Genomic DNA, 21,363 nt, shown 5'->3' on the forward strand with positions numbered 1-21,363 from the left:
GCGTTCCAGTATCGGCTACTCGCTACGCTGAACCTGTAACGGGGGCCGCTCACCCGGCCCCGATCTCGCACGCATCTCCACTCTCCACACGCAGGGGGACCGCCGAATGCTTCGGGTGCTGATGATTCTGGTGCCGTTGGGGCTCAGCATCTATGCGTTCATCGACTGCATCACCACTGACGAGAAGGACATCCGGTACATCCCCAAGCCCCTCTGGGCGATCCTCGTGCTGCTGTTCCCGCTCGTCGGCTCCATCTCCTGGCTGATCGTCGGCCACCAGCGCAAGCCGCGCGGTCTCTCCTCCGGCCGGGGCGGCTGGGTCGCACCGGACGACAACCCGGAGTTCCTGAAGTCCCTCAAGGACGACAGCAAGGACAAGGGCAAGGACGCCGGCAAGGACAGCGGCAGCGGCAGCGAGGACGGCCCGACGGACGCCGTGACGGACGACGAGGCGCACCTCAAGAACTGGGAGGACGACCTCCGCCGCCGCGAGGAGGAGCTGAAGCGGCGCGAGGGCGGTTCGGGCGACGGCCCGGACGACTCGGCTCCGCCGAAGCCCTGACGCGCGGTCCTGGGACGCAGTTCTGAGATGGAGCCCTGAGATGGAGATCCGTCTGCTGGTCACCTTCGAGAAGGTCGCCACCGTGCTGAGCTTCACGCAGGCGGCGGCCGAGCTGAAGTACGCCCAGTCCAGCGTGACCAGCCAGATCCGCGCCCTGGAGTCCTCGCTCGGGGTGCAGCTCTTCGACCGGCTCGGCAGCCACATCCGGCTGACCGAGGCGGGCGACCGGCTCGTCCCCTACGCCCGGCAGATCATCGAGCTGAGCGAGGAGGCACGGGCGGCGGTCGTCGGTACGGAGGAGCCCTCGGGCACGCTGACGGTCGGCACGATGGAGTCGCTGACGTCCTACCGTCTGTCCCCGCTCCTCGAACTGTTCCACCACCGCTATCCCGGGGTCCGGCTGTCCATGCGTCCGACGCTGGGTGACGAGACCCGGCAGGCGCTGCGGCAGGGCACGTACGACGTGGGTTTCCTGATGGAGCGGGAGACGGAGCACGCGGGTCTTGAGGTCACGCTGCTCGCCGAGGAGCCGCTGGCGCTGGTGGCGGCGCCCGGCCATCCCCTCGCGGGAGCGGCCGTGTCGGCCGTCTCGACCGCCGATCTCGTACGCGAGCCGCTGCTGGCCACCGAGCCGGGCTGCGCCTACCGGGACCTGTTCGAGGAGGAGCTCAACACCCGGTCCGCGGAGCCGGTTTCGTTCATGGAGTTCGGCACGATCGAGGCGACCAAGCGGGCGGCGGCGGCCGGCCTCGGCATCGCCCTCCTGCCCGCGGTGACGGTGGCGGAGGAGCTTGCCGACGGCCGGCTCGTGGCCCTGCGCTGGGAGCCGCCCTTCACCCTCAGTACTCAACTGGCGTGGCGGTCCGGGAAGCGGCTTCCGGCGCACGCGCGGCTGTTCGTGGAGCAGGCGCGGAAGCTGGTTGCCGAGCAAGGGTGACCTTCAGGCTCGCGGCCACGATCAGCGGGACGCCGAGCGCCTGGACGAGTCCGATGTGGTGCCCGTACACCGCCCAGTCCGCGAACATCGCCACCGCCGGGTAGGTGAAGGCGAGTACGGCGATCTTGGCGGTCGGCAGCTGGGCGTAGGCGGCGTACATCAGGACGTACATCAGGCCCGTGTGGATGACGCCGAGGCCGACCAGCCAGCCCCAGTCGGCGCCCGTGCCGCTCATCGCGCCGAAGTCGGCGAAGGGGAGCAGCAGCGGGATTCCGACGACGACCTGCACGAGGGCGATGAGGTGCGGGCGTACGCCCGTGATGCGCTTGGTGACGAGGGTGGAGAGGCCGTAGAGGAGCGCGGCGAGGAGGGCCTGTCCGACGCCCAGGAGGTACGTGCCGTCGCCGCCCGTGAAGTCCGAGGGCCTGACGCCGGAGACGAGGATCAGGCCCACGAAGGCGAGCGCGATCCAGCCCGCCTTCGCGGCGGTGAGGCGTTCGCGGAAGAGGAGGGCGCCTAGCAGCACCACGTAGAAGGGCTGCGTGTGGTAGACGACGGTCGCGACCGAGATCGACGTGTTCTCGTACGACTGGAAGAGGAAGACCCAGTTGAAGACGATGAACAGGCCGCCGAGGGCCGCGAGTCCGAGTTTGCGCGGGGTGAGTCCGTGGTTCCGGAAGTAGCCGCGGGCGAGGGCGTACGTGGCGAGTGCCAGGGCGCCGAAGAGGACGCGGAAGAACACGACGTTGAAGGGCGAGGCGCCCGACTCCACGACGAAGATGCCGAGGGTTCCGGAGAGGACCATCGCGGCGGTCAGCTGAACGGTGCCCTTGCGCTCGGACGAGCTGTCTGTAGCCATGCCCCGAAGCTACGAGCGGCTGCCGGTACGGGTCCACGCCCCACCGGGGCGTCCTGTCGATGGGGCCATCGGTCCGCCCGATGACGTTTCTCGCCCCCGCCGCCCCTACCCATTCCCGTCCCTTTTCGGGGGCCAGCCCCCGAACCCCCGCTCCTCAAACGCCGGAGGGGCTGAAGATTTCGCAGCCCGGGCCGACAACTTCAGCCCGTCCGGCGTTTGAGGACGAGGCCGTTCAGGCCGATAGCGGGGGTCTGGGGGCGGCAGCCCCCAGGGACGGGAACGGGAAGGGGCGGCGGGGGCGAGAAAAGGCCCCCGATCAACGCCCCGCCGCCAGCCGGTAGAACGCCTGCGTCGTGCGCGGATGCGCCATCTCGTCCAGCAGATGCCGCCACTCGGGATCAGCGGTGGCGGCCGTGTGCGCCTGGTCCCAGGCATCCAGCAGCGGCCCGAGCTCACTCTCGGGGGCCGCGACGACGGTGGCGGGGGTGACGGGGATGTTCATGGCGGTTTCCTTCCGGGCGGAGAGGCTGTGAACCTCCGGGAGCGTCTGGGTACAACCATCCCGCCGCCCGCTCCTCACCACCATGAAGCGACCTCCCGAGTGGAGGTACAGCTAGCCCCACCAAAGGAGTTGGCGTCTCCTACCGGACGCCCGCCACGAACACCGCCCAGGCGCTTCGCTGGATGAGCAGAACGGGGCCGGTGGGGTTCTTGCTGTCACGGACGGGGACGATGCCGGGGATGCCGGGGGCGATTTCGATGCAGTCCCCGCCGTTTGTGCCGCTGTAGCTGCTCTTGATCCACGTCGCCGCGCTGAACGCCTGAGTGTTCATGCTGCTCGTACCCCTCCATCGCCGCGCTGATCAGAGCGGCGGACTCCGGAGCCGACAGAGCGTCCGCCCTGAGCACATCATAGGTCTGGCTGTGGCGCGCATAGGCGGCTGGATCGTCGTTGAAATGACCACGGTCCAGGGATTCCGAGTACACCCAGTTGTGCCCGTCAGGCAGGTTGATCAGCGACATCGAGGCATTGGGACGGTCGAGTCCGGGACGGGCCGCCGGAGCCACCTGGATCCGGATGTTGGGCCGCTGCCCCACGGTCAGCAGGTGCGCGCACTGGTCACGCATGACAGCCGCGCTACCGATGACGTTGCGCAGACAGCTCTCGTCCATCATCGCGACGAACAGCGGGCCGTCCGGGGCGAGAAAGCGCTGCTGCCGACTCAGTCGCGCCCTGACACGCTCCTCCACTTCCTCGGTATCGACGATGTGGCGGGAGAACAGTGCCCGCGCGTAGTCCTCGGTCTGCAACAGACCTGGCATGACCTGGGCTTGGTAGGCACGCACAGCGTCCGCCTCCGAGTCCATGCGTACCCGGCGTTCGAACCAATCCGGATGCTCCACCTGCGGATACCAGTCGATCCGACTCCACAACCGCACCAACACCCCACCCGTACCCAGCAGTTCGTCGCAAGACTTGGCGAACGTGTCCTGCGGGACGCGCGTACCGGCCTCCACGCGGGCCACGTGCGAGCGGTCGCAGGGGATCTGGCGGGCCAGGCCCTCCTGGGTGAGGTCGGCGGTCTCGCGGAAGTGCTTCAGGACCTCCCCGAACACGGCGGCGGTCGTGACCGCCGAACCCCCCTCGGCGTTGCGTCGACTCACGGCGTCCGTTCCCCCTCCGTGACAGTGCGCCAGTGGCACGCGTCATGCGTTGAAACGGGCTGCTCCGTTCAGCAACGCTTGATGCACCCAGAGTAATGAGCCAACGTACGGAGCGTCAGTGGAAGCAGAAACAGCGCCGGAACGCGGAGCCCTCGTCTACGACCCGGTGACGCAACGCGTCGGCGAGTACCGGGACGCGACAGGCCCGTACGCGATGCTGCGCCCGGTGGGCGGCGGCCGGGAGTGGCAGGCCGACCCGGAGCGGATCCGCCCGGCGACCGCCGACGAACGGCTGGCGGCGGCTCTCAAGGCCGCCAACAGGCGCTCGGAGAGGGCATTGTGACGGGACGTCAGGCCACGGAGGAGGGAGACCTGAGCCGTCCGCCCGTACCCGTCCCCGGCTGCCCGGCGTGCACGGAGCTCGCGATACGACGTGACGACGCCCGCGCCTGGCGCGACCGCAGCGCTGAGACCGACGCCGATGTGCTGCTGAGACGGCATCTGCGTGCGGCCGGGGTGGAAGACATGCACCGTCAGGGACATCGCGCCGACCACGGGGAAGCAGGGCTTTGACGGTAAAGGCGAGGGGCAAGGGGAACTGGCGGTTCATGACCGGGCGTCCGCGTGCGGCGTGGACGGCCCGGCTCACGGACTCGCTGCTCGTCACCCTCGCGGCGCTGGACGTGTGGTGGCAGCTCGACCGGGACACCCCGGTCGAGGTGGTCCTCTCGGTCGCCGCCTGCGCGGCCCTCGCGGTGCGGCGGCGCTTCCCGCTGCCCGTCTTCCTGCTGTCGCTGCCCGCCGCACTGTTCTCGTCGGTCGTGGTGGTGCCCCTGGCCGCCCTCTACACACTGGCCGAACTCAGCCGGGACCGGCGCCTGTTGACCGTCTGCGCCACCGCGTCCGCGGCGGCCTCCGCCATGCCGTGGCCGCTGTCGGAGTACGCGTCGGACGACCGCACCTGGACCTTCGTCAACTTCGTCTACCTGCTGGCCACCGCGGCGGCCCCGGTCTTCCTGGGCCAGCTGGTCCAGGCCCGGCGCGACGCCGCGGTCCGGCTCGTCGAGATCGAGGAGGCACGCGAACACGAGCGGCAGCTGCACGCCCAGAACGTACTGGCCCGCGAACGGGCCCAGCTGGCCCGGGAGATGCACGACGTCGTCTCCCACCAGGTGAGCCTCATCGCCGTACGGGCCGGGGCGCTGCAGGTCGGCGCGCCGGACCCGGGCTCGCGCGAGGCCGCCCGGGCGATCCGCGAGCTCAGTGTCACGACACTCGACGAACTGCGGCACATGGTCACGCTGTTGCGTGCCTCCGGCGGCCGTACGACCGAGCTGACCCCGCAGCCGACGCTCGCGGACCTGCGCCAACTGATCGACACGAGCGGTATCGAGGTGTGCCTGGAGGGCGAACTGCCGCCCGGTATCGGGGCCCCGGCCCAGCGCGCGGTCTACCGGACCGTGCAGGAGGCCCTCACGAACGTACGCAAACACGCGCCCGGCGCGACGGCGACCGTACAGCTGTGGCACCTGGGCGACGAGCTGGGCGTGACCGTCACGAACACCCCGCCGACCCGTCCGACTCTCGAACTGCCCGGCTCCCAGCAGGGGTTGATCGGTCTGGGCGAACGGGCCGAGAACCTCGACGGCTCCTTCGAGGCGGGCCCGACGGAGGACGGCGGCTACCGGACCCGACTGCGACTGCCGGCGACGACCGACTGACCAACCGACCGCCCACCGGCCGGTGTTGCGCCGCCTGGTCGCCCTCGCGCAGAAAGTCGGACGTACGGGTCAGTCCTCGCGCAGGACGAGCGCGAGGAGCCCCGGGAAGCGGGCGTCGAACTCCTCGCGGCGCAGACGGTTGACGCGCCTGACGCCCTCGTCGCGCTGCTCGACGAGTCCCGCGCCGCGCAGCACGGAGAAGTGATGACTCAGGGCCGCCTTGCCGACCGGCACGTCGAAGCTTCCGCAGCTGCGCGTCCAGACGGGGGACCCCGCGAGCTCCCGTACGAGCGTGATGCGTACGGGATCGGAGAGGGCGGCGAGGGCGGTCAGGACCGGGACCTCGTCGGGGTGGGTGTGCTCGGGGGCCGCCCGGTGGCTGACGCGTTCCGCCATGTCCGCCTCCCCTTGAGCACGGTCGTTTCCGCTTGCCGAGTGTTCGACGAAAACCATACACTCCGGAGTGTTCGCTTTTCATTGAACAGTCGACCGGGGAGTGTGGCATGCGCGCGGTTCAGGTCCAGGAGTACGGCGGCCCCGAGGTCCTCAGGACGGTGGAGACGGAGGTGCCCGAGCCGGGCCCCGGCCAGGTGAGCGTGGACGTGGCGTACACGGGGGTGAACTTCGCCGACCTCAAGGCGCGGGGCGAGGGCTACCGCGTACCGTCGCTGCCGTTCGTCCCCGGCCTTGAGGTCTCGGGCCGGGTCCGGGCGCTCGGCGAGGGCGTGTCGGGTGTCGAGGTCGGCCAGGAGGTGGCGGCCCTCACGAACGGCGGCGCGTACGCGGACGTGGTCGTGGCCGACGCGACGACCGTCTTCCCGCTGCCGTCCGGCGTGGACCTCCGTACGGCCGCCACGCTGCCCACGGTCCTGCCGACCGCGTACGCCCTCGTGCACGCGGTGGGTCGGCTGCAGCCCGGCGAGACGGTTCTCGTACAGGGTGCGGCGGGCGGAGTCGGCACGGCGGTGGGGCAGTTGGCGAAGGCGGCGGGGGCCTCCGGGGTGTTCGGGGTGGTGTCGGGCGCGGCGAAGGCGAAGTACGCGCTGGACCACGGCTACGACGACGTGTTCGTCGCCCCGTCCACCAACTCCACGGCCTCCACGAACTCCACGGCCTCCACGGTCTCCGCGGGGTTCGTGGACGAGGTTCGTGCGGCTACGGGTGGCCGGGGCGTCGACCTGGCCCTCGATCCGGTCGGTGGCGAGACCTTCAGGGCGTCCCTCGCCTCCCTGGCCGTCTTCGGGCGCCTGGTGTCGTTCGGCAACGCGAGCTCGGCCGAGCCGTGGCGGGTCGGGCAGCCGGAGCTGTACCCGACCGGCCTGTCGGTCTCCGGCTTCTCCATCCTGACTCTGGCCCAGACGGCGCCGGACGCTCTGCGGGCCCTGACGGAGAAGGCGTTCGCGGCCGTGGCGGAGGGGGTCGTATCCCTGCCGGTGACCGCGGAGTTCCCGCTGGAGGAGGCGTCCGAGGCGCACCGGCTGATGGGCGGGCGGACGAGCACGGGGAAGCTGTTGCTGCGGGTCGCATGACCAGGCTCCCGCTCAGCTCTCAGGCACGGTCGACTCGGGTTTCGTGTGGAGGACCTCGCGGGCCTGGTCCGCGGCGCGGATGAGGCTCTCGCTCACGTAGTCGAGGAAGCGGGCGATGTTCTCCAGGCGCGCGGCGGCCGGGGTGTCGGGGCCGAGGATGCCGACGCCCTGCCGTGCGGTCTCGGCCAGTTGGATGGTGCCGCGGGCGCTGGCCACCATCGACTGGTACCAGACGTCGTCGTCGACCGTGTACCGCTCGCGGCGGTTTTCGTCGCGCTCCCGGCGGACGAGGTTCTGGCTCTCCAGGAACGCGATCGCCTTGGAGATGGACGCCGGGCTGACCTGGAGACGCCGGACGAGTTCGGACGCGGTGAGGCTGCCCGTGTCGCTGGTGAAGAGGCAGGCGAGCACCCGGGACATCATCTTGGGCAGGCCCTGCTGCATGAAGACGGTCGTGAACGTCTCCTCGTACTCGCGCACGGCTTCCGCGTCGCGCCCATGGGCCTGCGGGGGCGCCTCCGACCCCCGGGTCTCGGCCGGCCTGCGCCGGTGGGCGCGGCGCTCGGTGGCTCGGTGGGCCAGGTCGGGGCGGTAGGCGGTGGGGCCGCCGTTGCGCATGACCTCGCGCGTGATCGTCGAGGTCGGACGGTCCAGACGCCTGGCGATCTCCGCGTAGGCGAGCCCGTCGGCCAGTCCCAGCCCGATCTGCTGACGTTCCTGCTGGGTGAGTCTGCCTCCCGGCATCGCGGTCCCCTTTCGTACTTCCTTGACGCGCCCAGCATAGCGTTCACTCGCAGCCCAATGCAACGAGCGTTGGGCTTACGTTGCATTAAATCTCAGACGGTTGCAACGATATTTGCACTCTGAGCTGCAGTGATTCAGATCGAGTGCAACAACCTCATTGCGCACTCCATGAACGCAACGTAGCGTTTGCGTTGCCAGAAACCAGCAGCGCAAGACAGCGAGCGGTGCAGAACAAGCACCGCACGAGGAGAACACCATGCAGAAGTTCGACACCCCCGCCGCGATCTCCGCCGTTCTCGACATCCCTGCGGGACGCATCCGGTTCATCGCCGCCGACCGGGCCGACACCACCGTCGAGGTCCTTCCGGCGGACACCTCGAACAGCCGCGACGTGAAGGCGGCGGAACAGACCGAGGTCGCGTACGGCGACGACGGTGTCCTGAGGATCAAGGCCTCACCGGCGAAGAACCGGATCGTCGGCCACTCCGGATCCGTCGAGGTGACCGTCCAGCTGCCCGTCGGCTCCCGTGTCGAGGCGAAGGCGGCCAGTGCCGAGTTCCGGGGCGTCGGTCGGCTCGGTGACGTGGCCTTCGAAGGCGCGCAGGGCTCGGTCAAGCTCGACGAGACCGCGAGCGCCCGCCTCACCCTTCTCGCCGGTGACGTCTCGGTCGGCCGCCTGGGCGGCGACGCGGAGATCAGCACCCAGAAGGGCGGTATCCAGATCACCGAGGCCGTGCGCGGCACGGTCGAACTCCGCACCGAGGCCGGCGAGATCTCGGTCGGCGCCGCACGCGGAGTCTCCGCCTCCCTGGACGCGGGCACCACCTACGGCCGGATCAACAACGCACTCAAGAACACCGACGGCGCCGACTCCGCCCTCACCATCCGCGCGACCACCGCCTACGGCGACATCACCGCCCGCAGCCTCTGAGCGACCACATCGTCCGCAGCCTGTGGACGACTTCAACGTCCGCTGTCCCTGCACGGCATCAACGTCCGCTGCCCCTGGACGACTTCACCCTCCGCAGCTCTGAAGGAGCACTCATCATGACCGACTTGGCCATCGCGGCGAACGGGCTGCGCAAGTCCTACGGCGACAAGACCGTCCTCGACGGCGTCGACGTGGCCGTCCCCGAAGGAACGGTCTTCGCCCTGCTCGGCCCGAACGGCGCCGGCAAGACCACCGCCGTGAAAATCCTGTCCACGCTCATCTCCGCCGACCCCGGCACCGGCGACGTCCACATCGGCGGCCACGACCTGGCCGCCGACCCCCAGGGGGTGCGGGCCACGATCGGTGTCACGGGTCAGTTCTCCGCGGTGGACGGACTGATCACCGGCGAGGAGAACATGCTCCTCATGGCGGACCTGCACCACCTGTCCAAGCAGGAGGGCCGCCGGGTCACCGCCGAACTCCTGGAACGCTTCGACCTGGTGGAAGCGGCGAAGAAGCCCGCCTCCACCTACTCCGGCGGCATGAAACGCCGCCTGGACATCGCCATGACCCTGGTCGGCAACCCGCGGATCATCTTCCTCGACGAGCCGACCACCGGCCTGGACCCGCGCTCCCGCCACAACATGTGGGGCATCATCCGGGAACTGGTCACGGGCGGGGTGACGGTCTTCCTCACTACCCAGTACCTGGAAGAGGCCGACGAACTCGCCGACCGCATCGCGGTGCTGAACGACGGCAGGATCGCCGCCGAGGGCACCGCCGAAGAGCTCAAGCGCCTCATCCCCGGCGGGCACGTACGACTGCGCTTCGAAGACCCGGCCACGTACGAGACGGCCGCCGTCGCGATCAGCGAGGCCACCCGGAACGACGAGGCACTCTCCCTCCAGATCCCCAGCGACGGCAGCCAGCGCGAACTGCGCTCCATCCTCGACTGGCTGGACGCGGCCGGCATCGAGGCCGACGAACTCACCGTGCACACCCCCGACCTCGACGACGTGTTCTTCGCCCTCACCGGCCCGGCCAACGTTCCCAACCAGCCGGCTCAGCCCGCTCAGCCCACCCAGCCCGCTCAGACCAAGGAGACCGCCCGATGAGTACCCTCTCCCTCGCCGTCCGCGACTCGTCCACGATGCTGCGCCGCAACCTGCTCCACGCCCGGCGCTACCCGTCCCTCACCCTGAACCTGCTGCTCACCCCGATCATGCTGCTCCTGCTCTTCGTGTACGTCTTCGGCGACACGATGAGCGCGGGTATAGGAGGTGGCGGCGGTCCGGACCGGTCCGCGTACATCGCGTATCTCGTCCCGGGCCTGCTGCTGATGACCATCGGCAGCACGACCATCGGCACCGCGGTGTCGGTCTCCAACGACATGACCGAGGGCATCATCGCCCGCTTCCGCACGATGGCGATCCACCGCCCTTCGGTGCTCATCGGACACGTCGTCGGCAGCGTGCTGCAGTGCGTGATCAGCGTGATCCTCGTCGGGGCCGTCGCGGTGGCCATCGGCTTCCGGTCCACGGATGCCACGGGTCTGGAGTGGCTGGCGGCGTTCGGACTGCTCGTGCTCTTCGCCCTGGCGCTCACCTGGATCGCGGTCGGCATGGGCCTGATCAGCCCCAACGCCGAAGCGGCCAGCAACAACGCGATGCCGCTCATCTTCCTGCCCCTCATCTCCAGCGCCTTCGTCCCCGTCGACTCCATGCCGGGCTGGTTCCAGCCGATCGCCGAGTACCAGCCGTTCACCCCGGCCATCGAGACTCTGCGCGGCCTGCTGCTCGGCACCGAGATCGGCCACAACGGCTGGCTCGCCCTCGCCTGGTGCCTGGGTCTCGCGGTGCTCGGCTACTTCTGGTCGACCGCGAAGTTCAACAGCGACCCGAAGTAACCGCCGTGACAGCGCGGGTCACCTCCCCCGCAACTCGTCCCGCCCCCAGGGCGGCGCACCCCGACACCACGTGGGCGTACGCCGCCCTGTCGGCGTCCCCGGCGAGACCGACGCAGACTGGAGACCCGAACGAAGGGAGACTGATGCCATGCCGGACACAGCAGCCGAGAACTCCCCCGGCCCCCGTGAGGTCCTGGCCCGCTATCAGCAGGCGATGCTCGACGGTTCCGCGGACGACCTGGCCGACCTCTACGCGGTGGACGCCGTCCACGAGTTCCCGTTCCTCTTCCCGGGCATGCCCGAGCGGTACCAGGGGCGCGAGGAGGTGCGCGCGGGCTACCGGGCGGCCTGGGGCGCGAGCCCGGCGCGACCGCGGGACATCCGTGACGTCGTCGTGCACGACAGCACCGACCCCGAGGTGATCACCGTCGAGCAGGTCGTCACCGGGACCGTTACCACGACCGGCCGGTCCTTCAGCTTCCCCGGCCTTCTGGTGATCCGGGTCCACGACGGCCTGATCACACATGTCCGCGACTACATGGACGGGCTGGGCGTGGCGCATGCGATGGGCCGCCTGCCGGCGGTGGTCACCGCCCTGTCCCAGTAGGTGTGTTGCGTTGAGCGGGTCGTGTTAGAGGGATCGTGTCGTGGGGAGAGGTTGGTGATGAGAGCCGACGACCTCGTACCACTGGGCCGCACGGGACTTCAGGTCAGCCGTCTCGGGCTGGGACTCGCCTCCCTGGGCGGCCTGTTCGAGCCCGTGCCCGAGCGACAGGCCGCCGCCACCATCGACACCGCCTGGGAGTTGGGCGTACGACTCTTCGACACGGCTCCCGTGTACGGGTACGGGCGCTCGGAGACCCGTACGGGCGCGGCCCTCGCCTCGCGGCCCCGTGACGCGTATGTGCTGTGCACCAAGGTGGGGCGGCTCATCGAGCCCGGCGGGCCGGACACCCAGCCGATCTGGGCGGACCCGCCGGCCGGGGTCGGGCCCCGGCTCGACTACTCGTACGCCGGGGTGCTGCGGTCGGTCGAGGAGAGCCTGGCGCGGCTGGGGCTCGACCGGATCGACGTCCTCCATGTCCACGATCCCGACGAGGACTTCGGGGCGGCGGTGGGCGAGGCGTATCGTGCGCTGGCCGATCTGCGGGCCGAGGGTGTCATCGGTGCGGTCTCCCTCGGCGTCAACCATGCGCCCGTGGCGGCGCGCTTCCTGCGGGAGGCCGCCGTTCCCGGGCCCGACTGTGTGCTGCTGGCCGGGCGGTACAACCTTCTCGACCAGTCGGGGCTCGACGAGTTGCTGCCGCTGTGTGTCGAGCGGGGGGTGGTTGTCATGGCCGCGGGGGTCTATCAGTCGGGGTTGTTGGCGGATCCGCGGCCGGGGGCTCCGCACGGGTACGCGTCCGTTCCTGCTGAACTGGCCGCGCGTATCGGGGCGTTGAGGCAGGTTTGCGCGGACTTCGGTGTTCCGCCCCTCGCGGCGGCCGTTCAGTTTCCGCTTGCCCACCCTGCGGTCACCAACGTGGTCGTCGGCGCTCGCTCGCCTGCGGAGGTGGCGGACACGGTGTCTCTCTTCAACCAGCCTGTTCCGGGGGACTTTTGGGCGGCGGTGAAGACGGCCGGGTTGCTTCCGGAGGAGGCGCCGACGCCCGCGTAGGGAGGGGCTTTTCTTCGCCCCCGCCGCCCCTACCCATTCCCGTCCCTTTTCAGGGGCTCCGCCCCCGAACCCCCGTATCGCGCTGAACGCGCTCGTCCTCAAACGCCGGACGGGCTAGGTGGGTGGGTGGGCAGGAGCTAACCGGGGGTGGGTGGGGACCAGCCTGAACGGCCTCGTCCTCAAACGCCGGACGGGCTGGGTGGGGTCGGTGGGACTGCGCTCACCACACCCGCTGGTCCTTGAAGAAGACGCTGGCCTGGCGGACGCCCCCCGTGTTCGACTCGAAGCCGAAGCACAGTCGTGGCTCGGGGGCGAGCCAGATGCTCATGCCCTCGGGCTCGCGGGCGGGCAGCGACTGGCCGGCCGTGGTTTCGAAGGTCTCGACGACGGAAGAGCCGACGTCGTTGAGATCGATGGTCCGGAGGTAGGAAGCACTGTTGGTGCCCCCCTCCAGCAGATATGCGAAGGACCCGTACGCGGCGAACCCCTGGTGGGTGGCGACGGGGTCCGGAAGGGCCCGTTCGATGAGCCTGTCGGCGTCGGCGAGGCGACCGGCGCGCGCATCACTGAGGTCGAAGGCCACGATGCGGCGTTGAGTGCCATTCGAATAGCGGACCAGCAGACGATTGGTGGACGGGTCGATGACGGGCTGCGGGTTCCTGACCACATCGCTGATGGTGGGAGTGCGGTCCTGAATCCGGGAATCGTTCCTCTCGAAGACCGCGCCGTTGATGAATTCGAATCGGCCCATACGAGTGCCGTAGAAGCCCTCGTTGGCCTCGCTGGCGTTACCGGTGCCGTTGTAGGCACCCAAGGTCTCCGTCCAGAGATAGACCTTGCCGTTGTACGGCTCTACGGCGACGGACACTCCATGACCGAAGCCGTGGAGCGCCATGGAGCCCGTTTCATTGCCCGCGAGATCGGTCCTGGTGACCCAGATGTCGCCGAAGTTCTCGGCGCTGGTGTTCGTGCTGTTGTGCTGGAGAAAGTAGATCTGGTCATTGACGGAGTCGTAACCAAAGGACTGCAGCACCCAGTTGGCGTGCAGCGATCTCTTCCAGATCGGGTTTCCGCCGGTGCCTCCCAGGACGAATCGCATGGAGACGGGAACGGACGCACTCGCCGGCGTCGCGCCCAGCACCGTGGCCCCCAGCCCGACGGCTGCGGCGCCACCGGCTTTGAGCAGGGTACGGCGGTTTATTCGGGAGTTGGGTCTGTCTAACGCGCTCATGGCACCTCGCTGCAAACGTTGAAGCGGATGGCGGATGGACGGGCATCAGTCGTGCGCGTGGCCGTAGATCTGGCCGGACAATGCAAGATCAGCAACTGTCGAACATCCAATCAGGCCGGAGTTTCGGCGCGCCAGTGCGTTTACCAGAACTTGCCGAGTGGGTGGTCATGCCGCAATGACCGTCAGTCGCATGTTCAGGCTGAACACAACCCAGTTGACGCCCACCCGCCCGCGGGGATTTCCTGCCGCCATGACTGACCTTCGTATCGAACGCGTCGACGCCACCGAGCCCCTGCTCGAAGACTGGCGGCACGTTCACAACGTGATCGTGCCGCCGGCCGCCATGGACCTCGACGAGGTGCGGGAACGGGCCGGACGGAATCACCTGGAGGTCGCCTACCTCGGCGACGGACCCGACGGCGTCCTCGTCGGGTGTACGACGGTGCGCCCTCCTACGGACGACACGGCGACGGCCACCGTGATCGCCCGCGTACTCCCCGCCCACCGCCACCAAGGACTCGGCGAGCAGCTCTACGTACGGGCGCTGGCGCAGGCCCGCGAACTCGGCGCCCAGCGGATCGAGACCGTCGTGCTGGCCGCCAACACCGAAGGACTCCGGTTCGCGGAACGGCACGGATTCGTCGAGTTCGACCGGTACACGCTGCCAGGCGAGAGCGCCCTCTGGATCGACCTACGGCTGGCGTGAGGCACGCCGTACCGGAGTCCTTGTCGTATAGGACATGGTCTGGCCTACACGGCTCCTAGCGTCGGGCTCACCGCCTCCGTTCACGGACGGCCGGCTGCCGACGACCGACCAAGGAGCCCCCCATGAGCCTCGTCACCACCATCCAGCCGGACGGTACGCCCACGTGGATCGACCTCAGGGTGCCCGACCTCGAACGCGCGCTGGAGTTCTACAACGCGCTCTTCGGATGGGAGTACGCACCGGACACCGCGAAGACCGGCCTCGGCACGGTGTGCCTGCTGCGCGGGCGCCCCGTCGCGGCCATCGCGCAGGCCGCCCCGACCGACACGAGCACGAACCCCGACTGGACCATGTACTTCGCGACCGCGGACTGCGACGGCACCGCCAAGCGGATCGCCGACGCGGGCGGCTCCGTGCTCACGGCCCCGACGGACATCGGGGAGCACGGCCGCGCGGCCCTCGCCGAGGACCCGGTCGGCGCCCGCTTCGGTCTCTGGGAGGCCCGGGCCCACGTCGGCTGCGAGGTCGTGAACGAGCCCGACTCGCTCGTACGGAACGACCTGGTCACCCCGGACCCCGAACCCGCCCGGGCCTTCTACACGACCGTGTTCGACTACACCCTGGACGGCAACAAGACCCTCCCGGACCTCGACTTCACCTTCCTGCGCCGCCCGGACGGCCACGAGATCGGCGGCATCTTCGGCTTCCCGGGCGCCCCGAGGTCCGCCTGGGCGACCACGTTCGAGGTGGCCGACACGGATGCCGTCGTCGGCCGTGCCGTCGCGGCGGGCGGCATCGCCGACACCCCCGAGGACAGCCCGTACGGCCGAATCGCCACCCTCACGGACCCCTTCGGCGTGGAGTTCTCGGTCATCACCAGGCCCGCCTAGGACAGAGTCACACCGATCCGAGCAGGCCGTCGAGGATGGTCTTCTCGGCGAGGTAGAAGGCGAGAGCGCCGACGGGAACGAGCGCGGCGCACAGCCAGTAGCGGTGCACCCCGGCGCGCGCCAGGTAGCCGGTGAGGAGGGCGGTGAACAGCGCGCCGACGGCCAGGAAGACGGCCGCCTCTCCCCAGTAGCCGAGCGCCAGACCCAGCCAGAGTCCCTCCCCCAGCACCACCATCGGGACGGCCGCCGCGGCCACCGCCCGTACGTGCCCCCGCCCGCGCCGCACCGTCCACCCGGCCCACCCCAGCAGCGGCCCTCCGGCCAGCCCGGCCACCGACCACACGGCGGCGGTTCCGAGCCCTCCGGCCCCGAAGGTGTCCCCGAGCGTGGACGCCGTGTAGTAGCCGCAGCAGGTGGCGAGCATCATCGACGCCCCGCCCCAGACAGCGAGCGGCCGGGTACGTATCAGGGCACCGGCCGCGGCGGTCCAAATGATCCAGGTGGACACCGAGTTGGTCGCCCGCTCCAGCAGGGGCGCCGTCCCGTGCAGGCCGTAAGTCGCCCAGCCGAGCAGAAGCCCGAAGGCAGCGGTCGCGGTGATGGTCGCCGTAGCGGTGAGGACGCCGGCGGAGGTGTCGCGACGGGACACGGTTCCGGTAGACATGCCCGCACTATACACACGACGTATACGCACGGTGTATAGCCTTCGTTCGTTCGCAGCGGAGGCTCCGGCGCCCTAGGCCCCCCGCGGCGCTCCCCACTCATAGCCGTGCGCTGTGAAGGCCTCGGCGAGGCGGCGCCAGGGCAGGCCGCAGCGCTCCCGGGCCAACTCCCCGCCGTCCGGGGCGACCAGGACGAGTTGTTTGCCGTCCCGGCACGCGAGGGCGATCTCGTCGCGCGCGAACTCCTGGTCCGAGTCCCTGATCGTGAGGACCACACCGCTGTCGGAGATACGGGCCGTCAGGGACTCGTACACGGCGATGAACCCGACCAGCACGCCCAGCGCGAGGCCCACGACGACCGCGCCGACGGTGAGCCAGGGTTCGGGGACGGAGGTCAGCAGCCGGGCCGGTCCCTTCATCGGCACCCAGGGCAGCGACAGCCACAGGTCGGCCAGGAGCGTGAGCAGCCAGCCGCCCACGCCCCCGCACCCCACGCAGACGAGCATGAGCTGCCAGACCGGCTCCGCGAGGACGGTGGCCTCCCCCGAGCCCGCCACCGTCCCGTCCCGCGGATCCGGGCCGCTCTTCTCCATGTCCACGCTGCTTCTCCCCGATCGGCGCCGATGGTGCGGTCTCCAGTCTCACGAGCACGGGGCCGTCCGGTCGTCGGCCGATGGTCTATGTGCCCGCAACTTTGGTCGTCCACCGGGTACTTTCCGCACGTTGCCCCGGCATACCGGCCGAAGGAAACAGGAAAGTGGAAGGCATGGATCAGGCACAGGCACAGGCACAGGCACAGGCACGCGCATGGCTGGCCACCGCTGTCGAGGAGGCACGCACGGGGCTGGAGGAGGGCGGCATCCCCATCGGGGCCGCGTTGTACGGAGCGGACGGCACACTGCTGGGGCGCGGGCACAACCGGCGCGTCCAGGACGGCGATCCGTCGATGCACGCGGAGACGGCCGCCTTCCGGAACGCGGGACGGCAGCGTACGTACAGGGGCACGACGATGGTCACCACCCTCTCCCCCTGCTGGTACTGCAGCGGTCTCGTCCGGCAGTTCGGGATCTCCCGGGTCGTCGTCGGGGAGGCCGAGACCTTCCACGGCGGGCACGACTGGCTCGCCGAACACGGCGTCGAGATCGTGCTCCTTGACGACCCCGAGTGCACCGCCCTGATGCGCGACTTCATCAAGGACCGACCCGAGCTGTGGAATGAGGACATCGGTGAGTGACGCCACCACCCCCAGCAGTCCCCGTACGGCCCGTACCCCCCGTATCCCGACCGTCGATCTGCGGCCCTGGGTCTCCGGCGACCCGGCGGCCCGCGAGGAGATCGCGCGTACGGTCGACTCCGCGCTCCGGACCGCCGGCTTCCTCCTGGTGACCGGCCACGGCGTCGATCCCGCCCTCCGCGCGGAGATCCGCGAGGCCGCCCGCGCCTTCTTCCGGCTGCCCGCCGAGGTGAAGCAGCCGTACGCCGTCAAGGTCGGTGGCCGCGGCTGGCTCGGCCCGGGTGCCGAGGCCAACGCCTACTCGGAGGGCACGGAGACCCCGCCCGACCTCAAGGAGTCCCTGTCCTTCGCGACCGACGAGCCCTTCGACGACCCGGAGATCGACGCGGAGTGGTGCGCGCCGAACGTCTGGCCCGCGGAGGCCCCCGGGCTCCGGGCGCTGTGCGAGGAGTACCTGGCCCGGATGGCAGAGCTGGAGAACCATCTCCTGGAACTGCTCGGCGCGTCCCTCGGCCTCGAAGCCGACTTCTTCACCCGCCACATGAGCCACCCGACCTTCGGCTTCAACATCAACTGGTACCCGGGTACGGAGGTCGTCGGCGAGCCCGAGGAAGGCCAGTTCCGTATCGGCCCGCACACCGACTTCGGCACGGTCACCATCCTCGACCGCCAGGCCGGCAAGGGCGGTCTGCAGGTCTACACGGACGAGGGCGGCTGGGAGGACGCACCCTTCGACCCGGAGGCCTTCACCATCAACATCGGTGATCTGATGGCCCGTTGGACGGGAGACCGGTGGCGCTCCGGCCGTCACCGCGTGCTGCCGCCGCCCGCCGACGCCCCCGCCGAGGAGCTGATGTCCCTCGTCTACTTCGGCGAGTGCACCCCGGGCACCGTCGTCGAGTCCGTCCCGGCTCCGGTGGGACGGGTGGCCCACGAGCCGGTGGACTCGCACACGTATCTGCGGGCGAAACTGGACTCGATCACCGTGGTCTGACGCCGATTCCGCGATCAGTCTCCGCCAACCGCGGCGACACTTTCGCAAGCTGCCGGACATCATGCGGCCTACTCCGAATCAACTCCCCCTCTCCGTCCTGCTGTTGATACACCTCTCCACAGCACGGAGAACCGGACCGCCCCAGGGGGAGATGCGGTGCACAGTGGGCTGCACGGCCGAGGGGCGCTGTTCGACACGGATCCGCCCGGCCTCGTCGCACGGCTTGTCGGGCTGTGCCCGTTCCAGCACGGGCCGACTCCTCTGGAGTACGCGAAGGAGCCGCCGTTCGTGGTCTTCACCGGCGGACCCGGGCTCGGCAAGAGCGCGGTGCTCGGCGAACTCCGCGCCGCCTACGCGGGGCAGACGCCCCTCGCGCTGATCGACTGCGAGGACGAGCTGTTCGCGCGGCCCCCGGCGCGGCGGCCCGGCGAGGCCTGGTCGCCGGTGTCCCAGGCCGTCCTGACGATCGCCGAGCAGCTCGCCGAACCGGTCGCGGGCGCCGGGCGGATCGCCTTCCCCCGGCTGACGGCAGGGCTGTTGGCGGTGGCGGCGGGCGGCTGGCGCGACCGCGACCTGCCCCGCATCCGCCAGGAGGCCGAACGGATCCTGCTGCTGAACGACACCGGCTCCTGGGTCGCCGGATTCACCGGCCGCTGGGTCGGCCGGGTGTCGACCAGACTGGTCGACGCACTGTCCGGTACGGGGCCGGTCGCCGCGCCCTCCGGTACGGGGTCGGTCGTCGCGCCCATCATCGAGGCGACCCTGGAGGTCTTCTCGGAGGGCGTCACGCCCACCCACCGCCGGCTGCGGAAGGCCGCCACCTGGTACCGCGACTGCCCGAGCGCGGGCGGCAACCCGAAGCTCGGACTCATCCTGCTCTCCGGGCACTTCAGGGCGGGCGGCGACTCCCGCACCCACGCCGAGCGATATCTCGTACGGGCCCTGCTGGCCGACCTCGACGACGCCTACACCGGTGCCGTACAGCGCACGCACCGGCCCGGACGTCCGGTCGTCCTCGTCGACAACGTCCAGGCCACGGCCGGTGTCGGGCTCATCGGCTCCGTGCTGCGGGACCGGGCCGACGGCATCGCCGACCGGGTGGCGTTCTTCGCGGGGCTGCGCGGCGACGGCCACCCCTCCCTGCACAACGCCGCACGCCGAGCCCTGCCGGAGGTGGCCCGCGCCACCGGCTGGGAGCCCGGCGGCACGGTCTCGTCCCACGCCTTGCTCGTACCGCTGCCGCCACCCGCCACCGCTTCTCCACAGGCTGTGGAAGCCGGTCTGTGACAGCCACGGCTGCCGTAGTGACAGCTACGGCAGCCGGCCGGTCTCGTCGACGATCCCCCGGTCCACGACCGCCACGGACTCGACCAGGTCGCCCTTGTCGAGGACGTCGCACTCGTTCTTCGGCCCGGTGATCCGGACCGTGCTCTCGCCCAGGAACTTGTCCGTCTTCTCGTCGAAGATCAGCTCGCTGCGAGCACCGACCCGGTCGGGTGTCCAGGAGAGGCTCGCGCCCTTCATGGCGACGGCCACTCCCTGCCGCCCCGCCGCGTCCCGCGCACCGTCCACTACGAACAGGCCGGGAATGCGGGCGGCGGCCCGGTAGAGCGCGGCGGCGGTCTTCGGCGGCAGGAGCTGGCCGGTCAGCAGAGTCGCGACCTTCTCGTACGCTTTCACGTCGTCGGACCGCTTGCCGGACGCCCGCTCGCCGGGTTCCAGCCCGTAGAGCCACCGGTACATCCCCTCGGGGTCGGTGGGCAGTTCCTCGACCTGCCGGAAGTACTCGGGCATGGTCTTGCCGGGCAGCTGACGGGCGATCGTGTTCTCCACGTAGTCGCCGTCGCCGCCGCTGCCCTTCCCGTCCGCGTGCTCGCGGCGCAGGCCCTCGCTCTGCCCGTCGACGGACTTCCAGGACTGCTCCACGCCGTACGGGTGGCCCTCCTGCGTCATGAGGCAGCCGTCGGGAATCCGCAGGCCGGGGTTCATCTTCCAGTGGTAGTTCTCCACTTCGGAGTAGACGAACTGGTTGTCGCGCACCCGCGGGAGCCGCTCCTTCTCCGCCGCCCGGGCGATCCGCTCCAGCACCTCGGCGGGACTCTGCCGGTTCATGGTGTCGGGCGTGCGGTCACTCGACGCGATGCCGGGCCCGGCCGACGGCCCGGTGGCGTCCCGGGTCACCGTGACACCGAGGACGACGGCCACCGACAGGGCGCCCGCCAGGGCCGGGGCCACGAAGGCCGGGCGGCGCCAGAGGGGCGGCCGTACCGGCGGCGGGGTCTCGCTCGTGTCGTGCGCCTTGTCCGTCTCGCCCGTATCGCTCGTCTCGTTCGTGATCTCGCGCATCAGATGCTCCCTCAGGACGCGGTGGCGGCCCGGCGGGAGGTCCTTCTCGGGAATCGTGCTCACTGGTTCCCCTCCTGGATGGGCCCGGCCACGGACGGGCGGCCGTCCCTCATCTGTCCGCGCCCGCCGGCGAGTTCCGCCGCGAGCTTCGTACGCGCCCGGGAGAGCCGGGAGCGCACCGTGCCGACCGGGATGCCGAGCGCCTCCGCGGCGGCGGCGTAGTCGAGGCCGCCCCAGACGCACAGCGCGAGCACCTCGCGCTCGGGCCGGCGCAGCCGGTCGACGGCGACGCGTACGGACCTGAGGTACTCCACGTCGTCGATCCGGGCGGCGACCTCGTCGGCGAAGTCGCGCTCGGCCTCGGCGGGCGGCAGCCGTGCCACTGCCGCCGTGTGACGCCGGGCGGCCCGGCGCCTGTTGCGGGCCACGTTCGTGGCGATGCCGAGCAGCCACGGCCGCGGCGAACCGCCCTCCGCGTCCAGCCGCTCCCGCAGCCGCCAGGCCTCCAGGAACGTCAGCGACACGATGTCCTCGGCCCCCGCCCAGTCCCCCGTCAGCCGGAACGCGTGGTTGTAGACGGAGCGCGCGTACGCGTCGAAGAGCCCCCCGAACGCCTCCGCGTCCCCGGCCCGGATACGCGCGCGCAACTCCCGCCGGCTCGGGCGGTCCCCCTGATTCGTCTCCACGTCCCCCACCTGTCCGTACAACGAAGGCCGGTTCCCGTGACGTGCGTCACATGGAACCGGCCTCGGTCGTACGAGGGTGTCAGACGGCGGGTGTCGTACGGGA

At 70.3% G+C, this 21,363-nt stretch carries 26 protein-coding genes; 15 read left to right on the top strand and 11 right to left on the bottom strand.

Annotated elements, in window-relative coordinates; translation table 11 throughout:
- Positions 1-106 precede the first annotated feature (106 nt).
- Positions 107-562, top strand: a complete 456-nt coding sequence (locus ACN20J_RS21620) for a PLD nuclease N-terminal domain-containing protein (RefSeq protein WP_419666559.1) — start codon at positions 107-109, stop codon at positions 560-562.
- Between the two features lie 40 nt (positions 563-602).
- Positions 603-1,499, top strand: coding sequence for a LysR family transcriptional regulator (locus ACN20J_RS21625; protein ID WP_189844864.1), 897 nt, complete (start codon positions 603-605; stop codon positions 1,497-1,499).
- Here ACN20J_RS21625 and ACN20J_RS21630 read toward each other — a convergent pair.
- The 4 genes from ACN20J_RS21630 to ACN20J_RS21645 all read right to left on the bottom strand — a co-directional run bounded on the left by ACN20J_RS21630 (position 1,402) and on the right by ACN20J_RS21645 (position 4,023).
- Positions 1,402-2,358: a DMT family transporter gene (locus tag ACN20J_RS21630; protein WP_419666560.1), complete on the bottom strand. Its 957-nt coding sequence runs from the start codon at positions 2,356-2,358 to the stop codon at positions 1,402-1,404. The genes ACN20J_RS21625 and ACN20J_RS21630 overlap by 98 nt on opposite strands.
- A gap of 316 nt (positions 2,359-2,674) precedes the next feature.
- A complete protein-coding gene (locus ACN20J_RS21635; protein WP_189844865.1) occupies positions 2,675-2,860 on the bottom strand; it encodes a hypothetical protein in 186 nt (61 codons plus the stop codon).
- Positions 2,861-2,999: 139 nt separating this feature from the next.
- Positions 3,000-3,119, bottom strand: a complete 120-nt coding sequence (locus tag ACN20J_RS21640; RefSeq protein WP_257678096.1) for a DUF397 domain-containing protein — start codon at positions 3,117-3,119, stop codon at positions 3,000-3,002.
- Positions 3,076-4,023: a helix-turn-helix domain-containing protein gene (locus ACN20J_RS21645; protein ID WP_364195970.1), complete on the bottom strand. Its 948-nt coding sequence runs from the start codon at positions 4,021-4,023 to the stop codon at positions 3,076-3,078. The genes ACN20J_RS21640 and ACN20J_RS21645 overlap by 44 nt, the downstream gene beginning before the upstream one ends.
- Before the next feature lie 118 nt (positions 4,024-4,141).
- On the opposite strand from ACN20J_RS21645, the gene ACN20J_RS21650 reads away from it, so the two are divergent.
- Both ACN20J_RS21650 and ACN20J_RS21655 read left to right on the top strand, forming a co-directional pair.
- On the top strand, positions 4,142-4,366 hold the full coding sequence (locus tag ACN20J_RS21650) for a hypothetical protein (protein WP_419666561.1): 225 nt from the start codon (positions 4,142-4,144) through the stop codon (positions 4,364-4,366).
- 265 nt (positions 4,367-4,631) lie between these two features.
- Positions 4,632-5,744, top strand: a complete 1,113-nt coding sequence (locus ACN20J_RS21655) for a sensor histidine kinase (protein ID WP_190230989.1) — start codon at positions 4,632-4,634, stop codon at positions 5,742-5,744.
- A gap of 69 nt (positions 5,745-5,813) precedes the next feature.
- Here ACN20J_RS21655 and ACN20J_RS21660 read toward each other — a convergent pair whose 3' ends face one another.
- The gene (locus ACN20J_RS21660) at positions 5,814-6,140 is read right to left on the bottom strand and encodes an ArsR/SmtB family transcription factor (RefSeq protein WP_189844868.1); all 327 of its coding nucleotides are present in this window, start codon (positions 6,138-6,140) and stop codon (positions 5,814-5,816) included.
- A gap of 107 nt (positions 6,141-6,247) precedes the next feature.
- On the opposite strand from ACN20J_RS21660, the gene ACN20J_RS21665 reads away from it, so the two are divergent.
- A complete protein-coding gene (locus tag ACN20J_RS21665; RefSeq protein ID WP_419666562.1) occupies positions 6,248-7,273 on the top strand; it encodes a quinone oxidoreductase family protein in 1,026 nt (341 codons plus the stop codon).
- Positions 7,274-7,285: 12 nt separating this feature from the next.
- On the opposite strand, the gene ACN20J_RS21670 is transcribed toward ACN20J_RS21665, so the two are convergent.
- Positions 7,286-8,017, bottom strand: a complete 732-nt coding sequence (locus tag ACN20J_RS21670; protein WP_189844870.1) for a GbsR/MarR family transcriptional regulator — start codon at positions 8,015-8,017, stop codon at positions 7,286-7,288.
- A gap of 256 nt (positions 8,018-8,273) precedes the next feature.
- Here ACN20J_RS21670 and ACN20J_RS21675 point away from each other — a divergent pair, with 256 nt between their 5' ends.
- The 5 genes from ACN20J_RS21675 (at position 8,274) to ACN20J_RS21695 (ending at position 12,511) form a co-directional block, all read left to right on the top strand.
- On the top strand, positions 8,274-8,948 hold the full coding sequence (locus ACN20J_RS21675) for a DUF4097 family beta strand repeat-containing protein (RefSeq protein ID WP_419666563.1): 675 nt from the start codon (positions 8,274-8,276) through the stop codon (positions 8,946-8,948).
- A gap of 116 nt (positions 8,949-9,064) precedes the next feature.
- The gene (locus ACN20J_RS21680) at positions 9,065-10,063 is read left to right on the top strand and encodes an ATP-binding cassette domain-containing protein (protein ID WP_419666564.1); all 999 of its coding nucleotides are present in this window, start codon (positions 9,065-9,067) and stop codon (positions 10,061-10,063) included.
- A complete protein-coding gene (locus ACN20J_RS21685; RefSeq protein ID WP_189844873.1) occupies positions 10,060-10,854 on the top strand; it encodes an ABC transporter permease in 795 nt (264 codons plus the stop codon). The genes ACN20J_RS21680 and ACN20J_RS21685 overlap by 4 nt, the downstream gene beginning before the upstream one ends.
- Before the next feature lie 148 nt (positions 10,855-11,002).
- Positions 11,003-11,461, top strand: a complete 459-nt coding sequence (locus tag ACN20J_RS21690) for a nuclear transport factor 2 family protein (RefSeq protein WP_419666565.1) — start codon at positions 11,003-11,005, stop codon at positions 11,459-11,461.
- 57 nt (positions 11,462-11,518) lie between these two features.
- Positions 11,519-12,511 (top strand): aldo/keto reductase, encoded by a 993-nt coding sequence (locus tag ACN20J_RS21695; RefSeq protein WP_419666566.1) that lies wholly within the window; start codon positions 11,519-11,521, stop codon positions 12,509-12,511.
- 220 nt (positions 12,512-12,731) lie between these two features.
- Here the strand turns inward: ACN20J_RS21695 and ACN20J_RS21700 are convergent, their stop codons facing one another.
- Positions 12,732-13,742, bottom strand: coding sequence for a hypothetical protein (locus ACN20J_RS21700; RefSeq protein ID WP_190230984.1), 1,011 nt, complete (start codon positions 13,740-13,742; stop codon positions 12,732-12,734).
- Between the two features lie 250 nt (positions 13,743-13,992).
- On the opposite strand from ACN20J_RS21700, the gene ACN20J_RS21705 reads away from it, so the two are divergent.
- Positions 13,993-14,448 (top strand): GNAT family N-acetyltransferase, encoded by a 456-nt coding sequence (locus ACN20J_RS21705; protein WP_190230983.1) that lies wholly within the window; start codon positions 13,993-13,995, stop codon positions 14,446-14,448.
- 122 nt (positions 14,449-14,570) lie between these two features.
- The gene (locus ACN20J_RS21710; RefSeq protein WP_190230982.1) at positions 14,571-15,338 is read left to right on the top strand and encodes a VOC family protein; all 768 of its coding nucleotides are present in this window, start codon (positions 14,571-14,573) and stop codon (positions 15,336-15,338) included.
- Positions 15,339-15,345: 7 nt separating this feature from the next.
- Here ACN20J_RS21710 and ACN20J_RS21715 read toward each other — a convergent pair whose 3' ends face one another.
- Positions 15,346-16,002 (bottom strand): DUF6518 family protein, encoded by a 657-nt coding sequence (locus tag ACN20J_RS21715; RefSeq protein WP_190230981.1) that lies wholly within the window; start codon positions 16,000-16,002, stop codon positions 15,346-15,348.
- Between the two features lie 72 nt (positions 16,003-16,074).
- Complete coding sequence (locus ACN20J_RS21720) at positions 16,075-16,593, bottom strand: YqeB family protein (protein WP_419668923.1); 519 nt, start codon at positions 16,591-16,593, stop codon at positions 16,075-16,077.
- Positions 16,594-16,766: 173 nt separating this feature from the next.
- On the opposite strand from ACN20J_RS21720, the gene ACN20J_RS21725 reads away from it, so the two are divergent.
- The 3 genes from ACN20J_RS21725 (at position 16,767) to ACN20J_RS21735 (ending at position 19,515) form a co-directional block, all read left to right on the top strand.
- Entirely contained in the window at positions 16,767-17,234 is a 468-nt protein-coding gene (locus ACN20J_RS21725; protein WP_190230979.1) for a nucleoside deaminase, read from the top strand.
- Positions 17,227-18,228 (top strand): isopenicillin N synthase family dioxygenase, encoded by a 1,002-nt coding sequence (locus ACN20J_RS21730; RefSeq protein WP_361921996.1) that lies wholly within the window; start codon positions 17,227-17,229, stop codon positions 18,226-18,228. Before ACN20J_RS21725 ends, ACN20J_RS21730 begins: the two co-directional genes overlap by 8 nt.
- Positions 18,229-18,384: 156 nt before the next feature.
- Complete coding sequence (locus tag ACN20J_RS21735) at positions 18,385-19,515, top strand: hypothetical protein (protein ID WP_419666567.1); 1,131 nt, start codon at positions 18,385-18,387, stop codon at positions 19,513-19,515.
- 24 nt (positions 19,516-19,539) lie between these two features.
- Here the strand turns inward: ACN20J_RS21735 and ACN20J_RS21740 are convergent, their stop codons facing one another.
- Entirely contained in the window at positions 19,540-20,637 is a 1,098-nt protein-coding gene (locus ACN20J_RS21740; RefSeq protein ID WP_419666568.1) for a CU044_5270 family protein, read from the bottom strand.
- Positions 20,634-21,221: an RNA polymerase sigma factor gene (locus ACN20J_RS21745; RefSeq protein WP_361922038.1), complete on the bottom strand. Its 588-nt coding sequence runs from the start codon at positions 21,219-21,221 to the stop codon at positions 20,634-20,636. Before ACN20J_RS21745 ends, ACN20J_RS21740 begins: the two co-directional genes overlap by 4 nt.
- Between the last annotated feature and the right edge of the window lie 142 nt (positions 21,222-21,363).

Source organism: Streptomyces sp. 2-1 (assembly GCF_048564895.1).
GTDB classification, from domain to species: Bacteria; Actinomycetota; Actinomycetes; order Streptomycetales; family Streptomycetaceae; genus Streptomyces; species Streptomyces phaeochromogenes.

Coding starts and splice junctions, on each gene's coding strand:
- ACN20J_RS21620 (WP_419666559.1), top strand. CDS start 107: ATGCTTCGGGTGCTGATGATTCTGGTGCCGTTGGGGCTCAGCATCTAT.
- ACN20J_RS21655 (WP_190230989.1), top strand. CDS start 4,632: ATGACCGGGCGTCCGCGTGCGGCGTGGACGGCCCGGCTCACGGACTCG.
- ACN20J_RS21720 (WP_419668923.1), bottom strand. CDS start 16,593: ATGGAGAAGAGCGGCCCGGATCCGCGGGACGGGACGGTGGCGGGCTCG.
- ACN20J_RS21670 (WP_189844870.1), bottom strand. CDS start 8,017: ATGCCGGGAGGCAGACTCACCCAGCAGGAACGTCAGCAGATCGGGCTG.
- ACN20J_RS21725 (WP_190230979.1), top strand. CDS start 16,767: ATGGATCAGGCACAGGCACAGGCACAGGCACAGGCACGCGCATGGCTG.
- ACN20J_RS21705 (WP_190230983.1), top strand. CDS start 13,993: ATGACTGACCTTCGTATCGAACGCGTCGACGCCACCGAGCCCCTGCTC.
- ACN20J_RS21675 (WP_419666563.1), top strand. CDS start 8,274: ATGCAGAAGTTCGACACCCCCGCCGCGATCTCCGCCGTTCTCGACATC.
- ACN20J_RS21695 (WP_419666566.1), top strand. CDS start 11,519: ATGAGAGCCGACGACCTCGTACCACTGGGCCGCACGGGACTTCAGGTC.
- ACN20J_RS21700 (WP_190230984.1), bottom strand. CDS start 13,742: ATGAGCGCGTTAGACAGACCCAACTCCCGAATAAACCGCCGTACCCTG.
- ACN20J_RS21715 (WP_190230981.1), bottom strand. CDS start 16,002: ATGTCTACCGGAACCGTGTCCCGTCGCGACACCTCCGCCGGCGTCCTC.
- ACN20J_RS21630 (WP_419666560.1), bottom strand. CDS start 2,358: ATGGCTACAGACAGCTCGTCCGAGCGCAAGGGCACCGTTCAGCTGACC.
- ACN20J_RS21685 (WP_189844873.1), top strand. CDS start 10,060: ATGAGTACCCTCTCCCTCGCCGTCCGCGACTCGTCCACGATGCTGCGC.
- ACN20J_RS21635 (WP_189844865.1), bottom strand. CDS start 2,860: ATGAACATCCCCGTCACCCCCGCCACCGTCGTCGCGGCCCCCGAGAGT.
- ACN20J_RS21680 (WP_419666564.1), top strand. CDS start 9,065: ATGACCGACTTGGCCATCGCGGCGAACGGGCTGCGCAAGTCCTACGGC.
- ACN20J_RS21690 (WP_419666565.1), top strand. CDS start 11,003: ATGCCGGACACAGCAGCCGAGAACTCCCCCGGCCCCCGTGAGGTCCTG.
- ACN20J_RS21625 (WP_189844864.1), top strand. CDS start 603: ATGGAGATCCGTCTGCTGGTCACCTTCGAGAAGGTCGCCACCGTGCTG.
- ACN20J_RS21665 (WP_419666562.1), top strand. CDS start 6,248: ATGCGCGCGGTTCAGGTCCAGGAGTACGGCGGCCCCGAGGTCCTCAGG.
- ACN20J_RS21710 (WP_190230982.1), top strand. CDS start 14,571: ATGAGCCTCGTCACCACCATCCAGCCGGACGGTACGCCCACGTGGATC.
- ACN20J_RS21660 (WP_189844868.1), bottom strand. CDS start 6,140: ATGGCGGAACGCGTCAGCCACCGGGCGGCCCCCGAGCACACCCACCCC.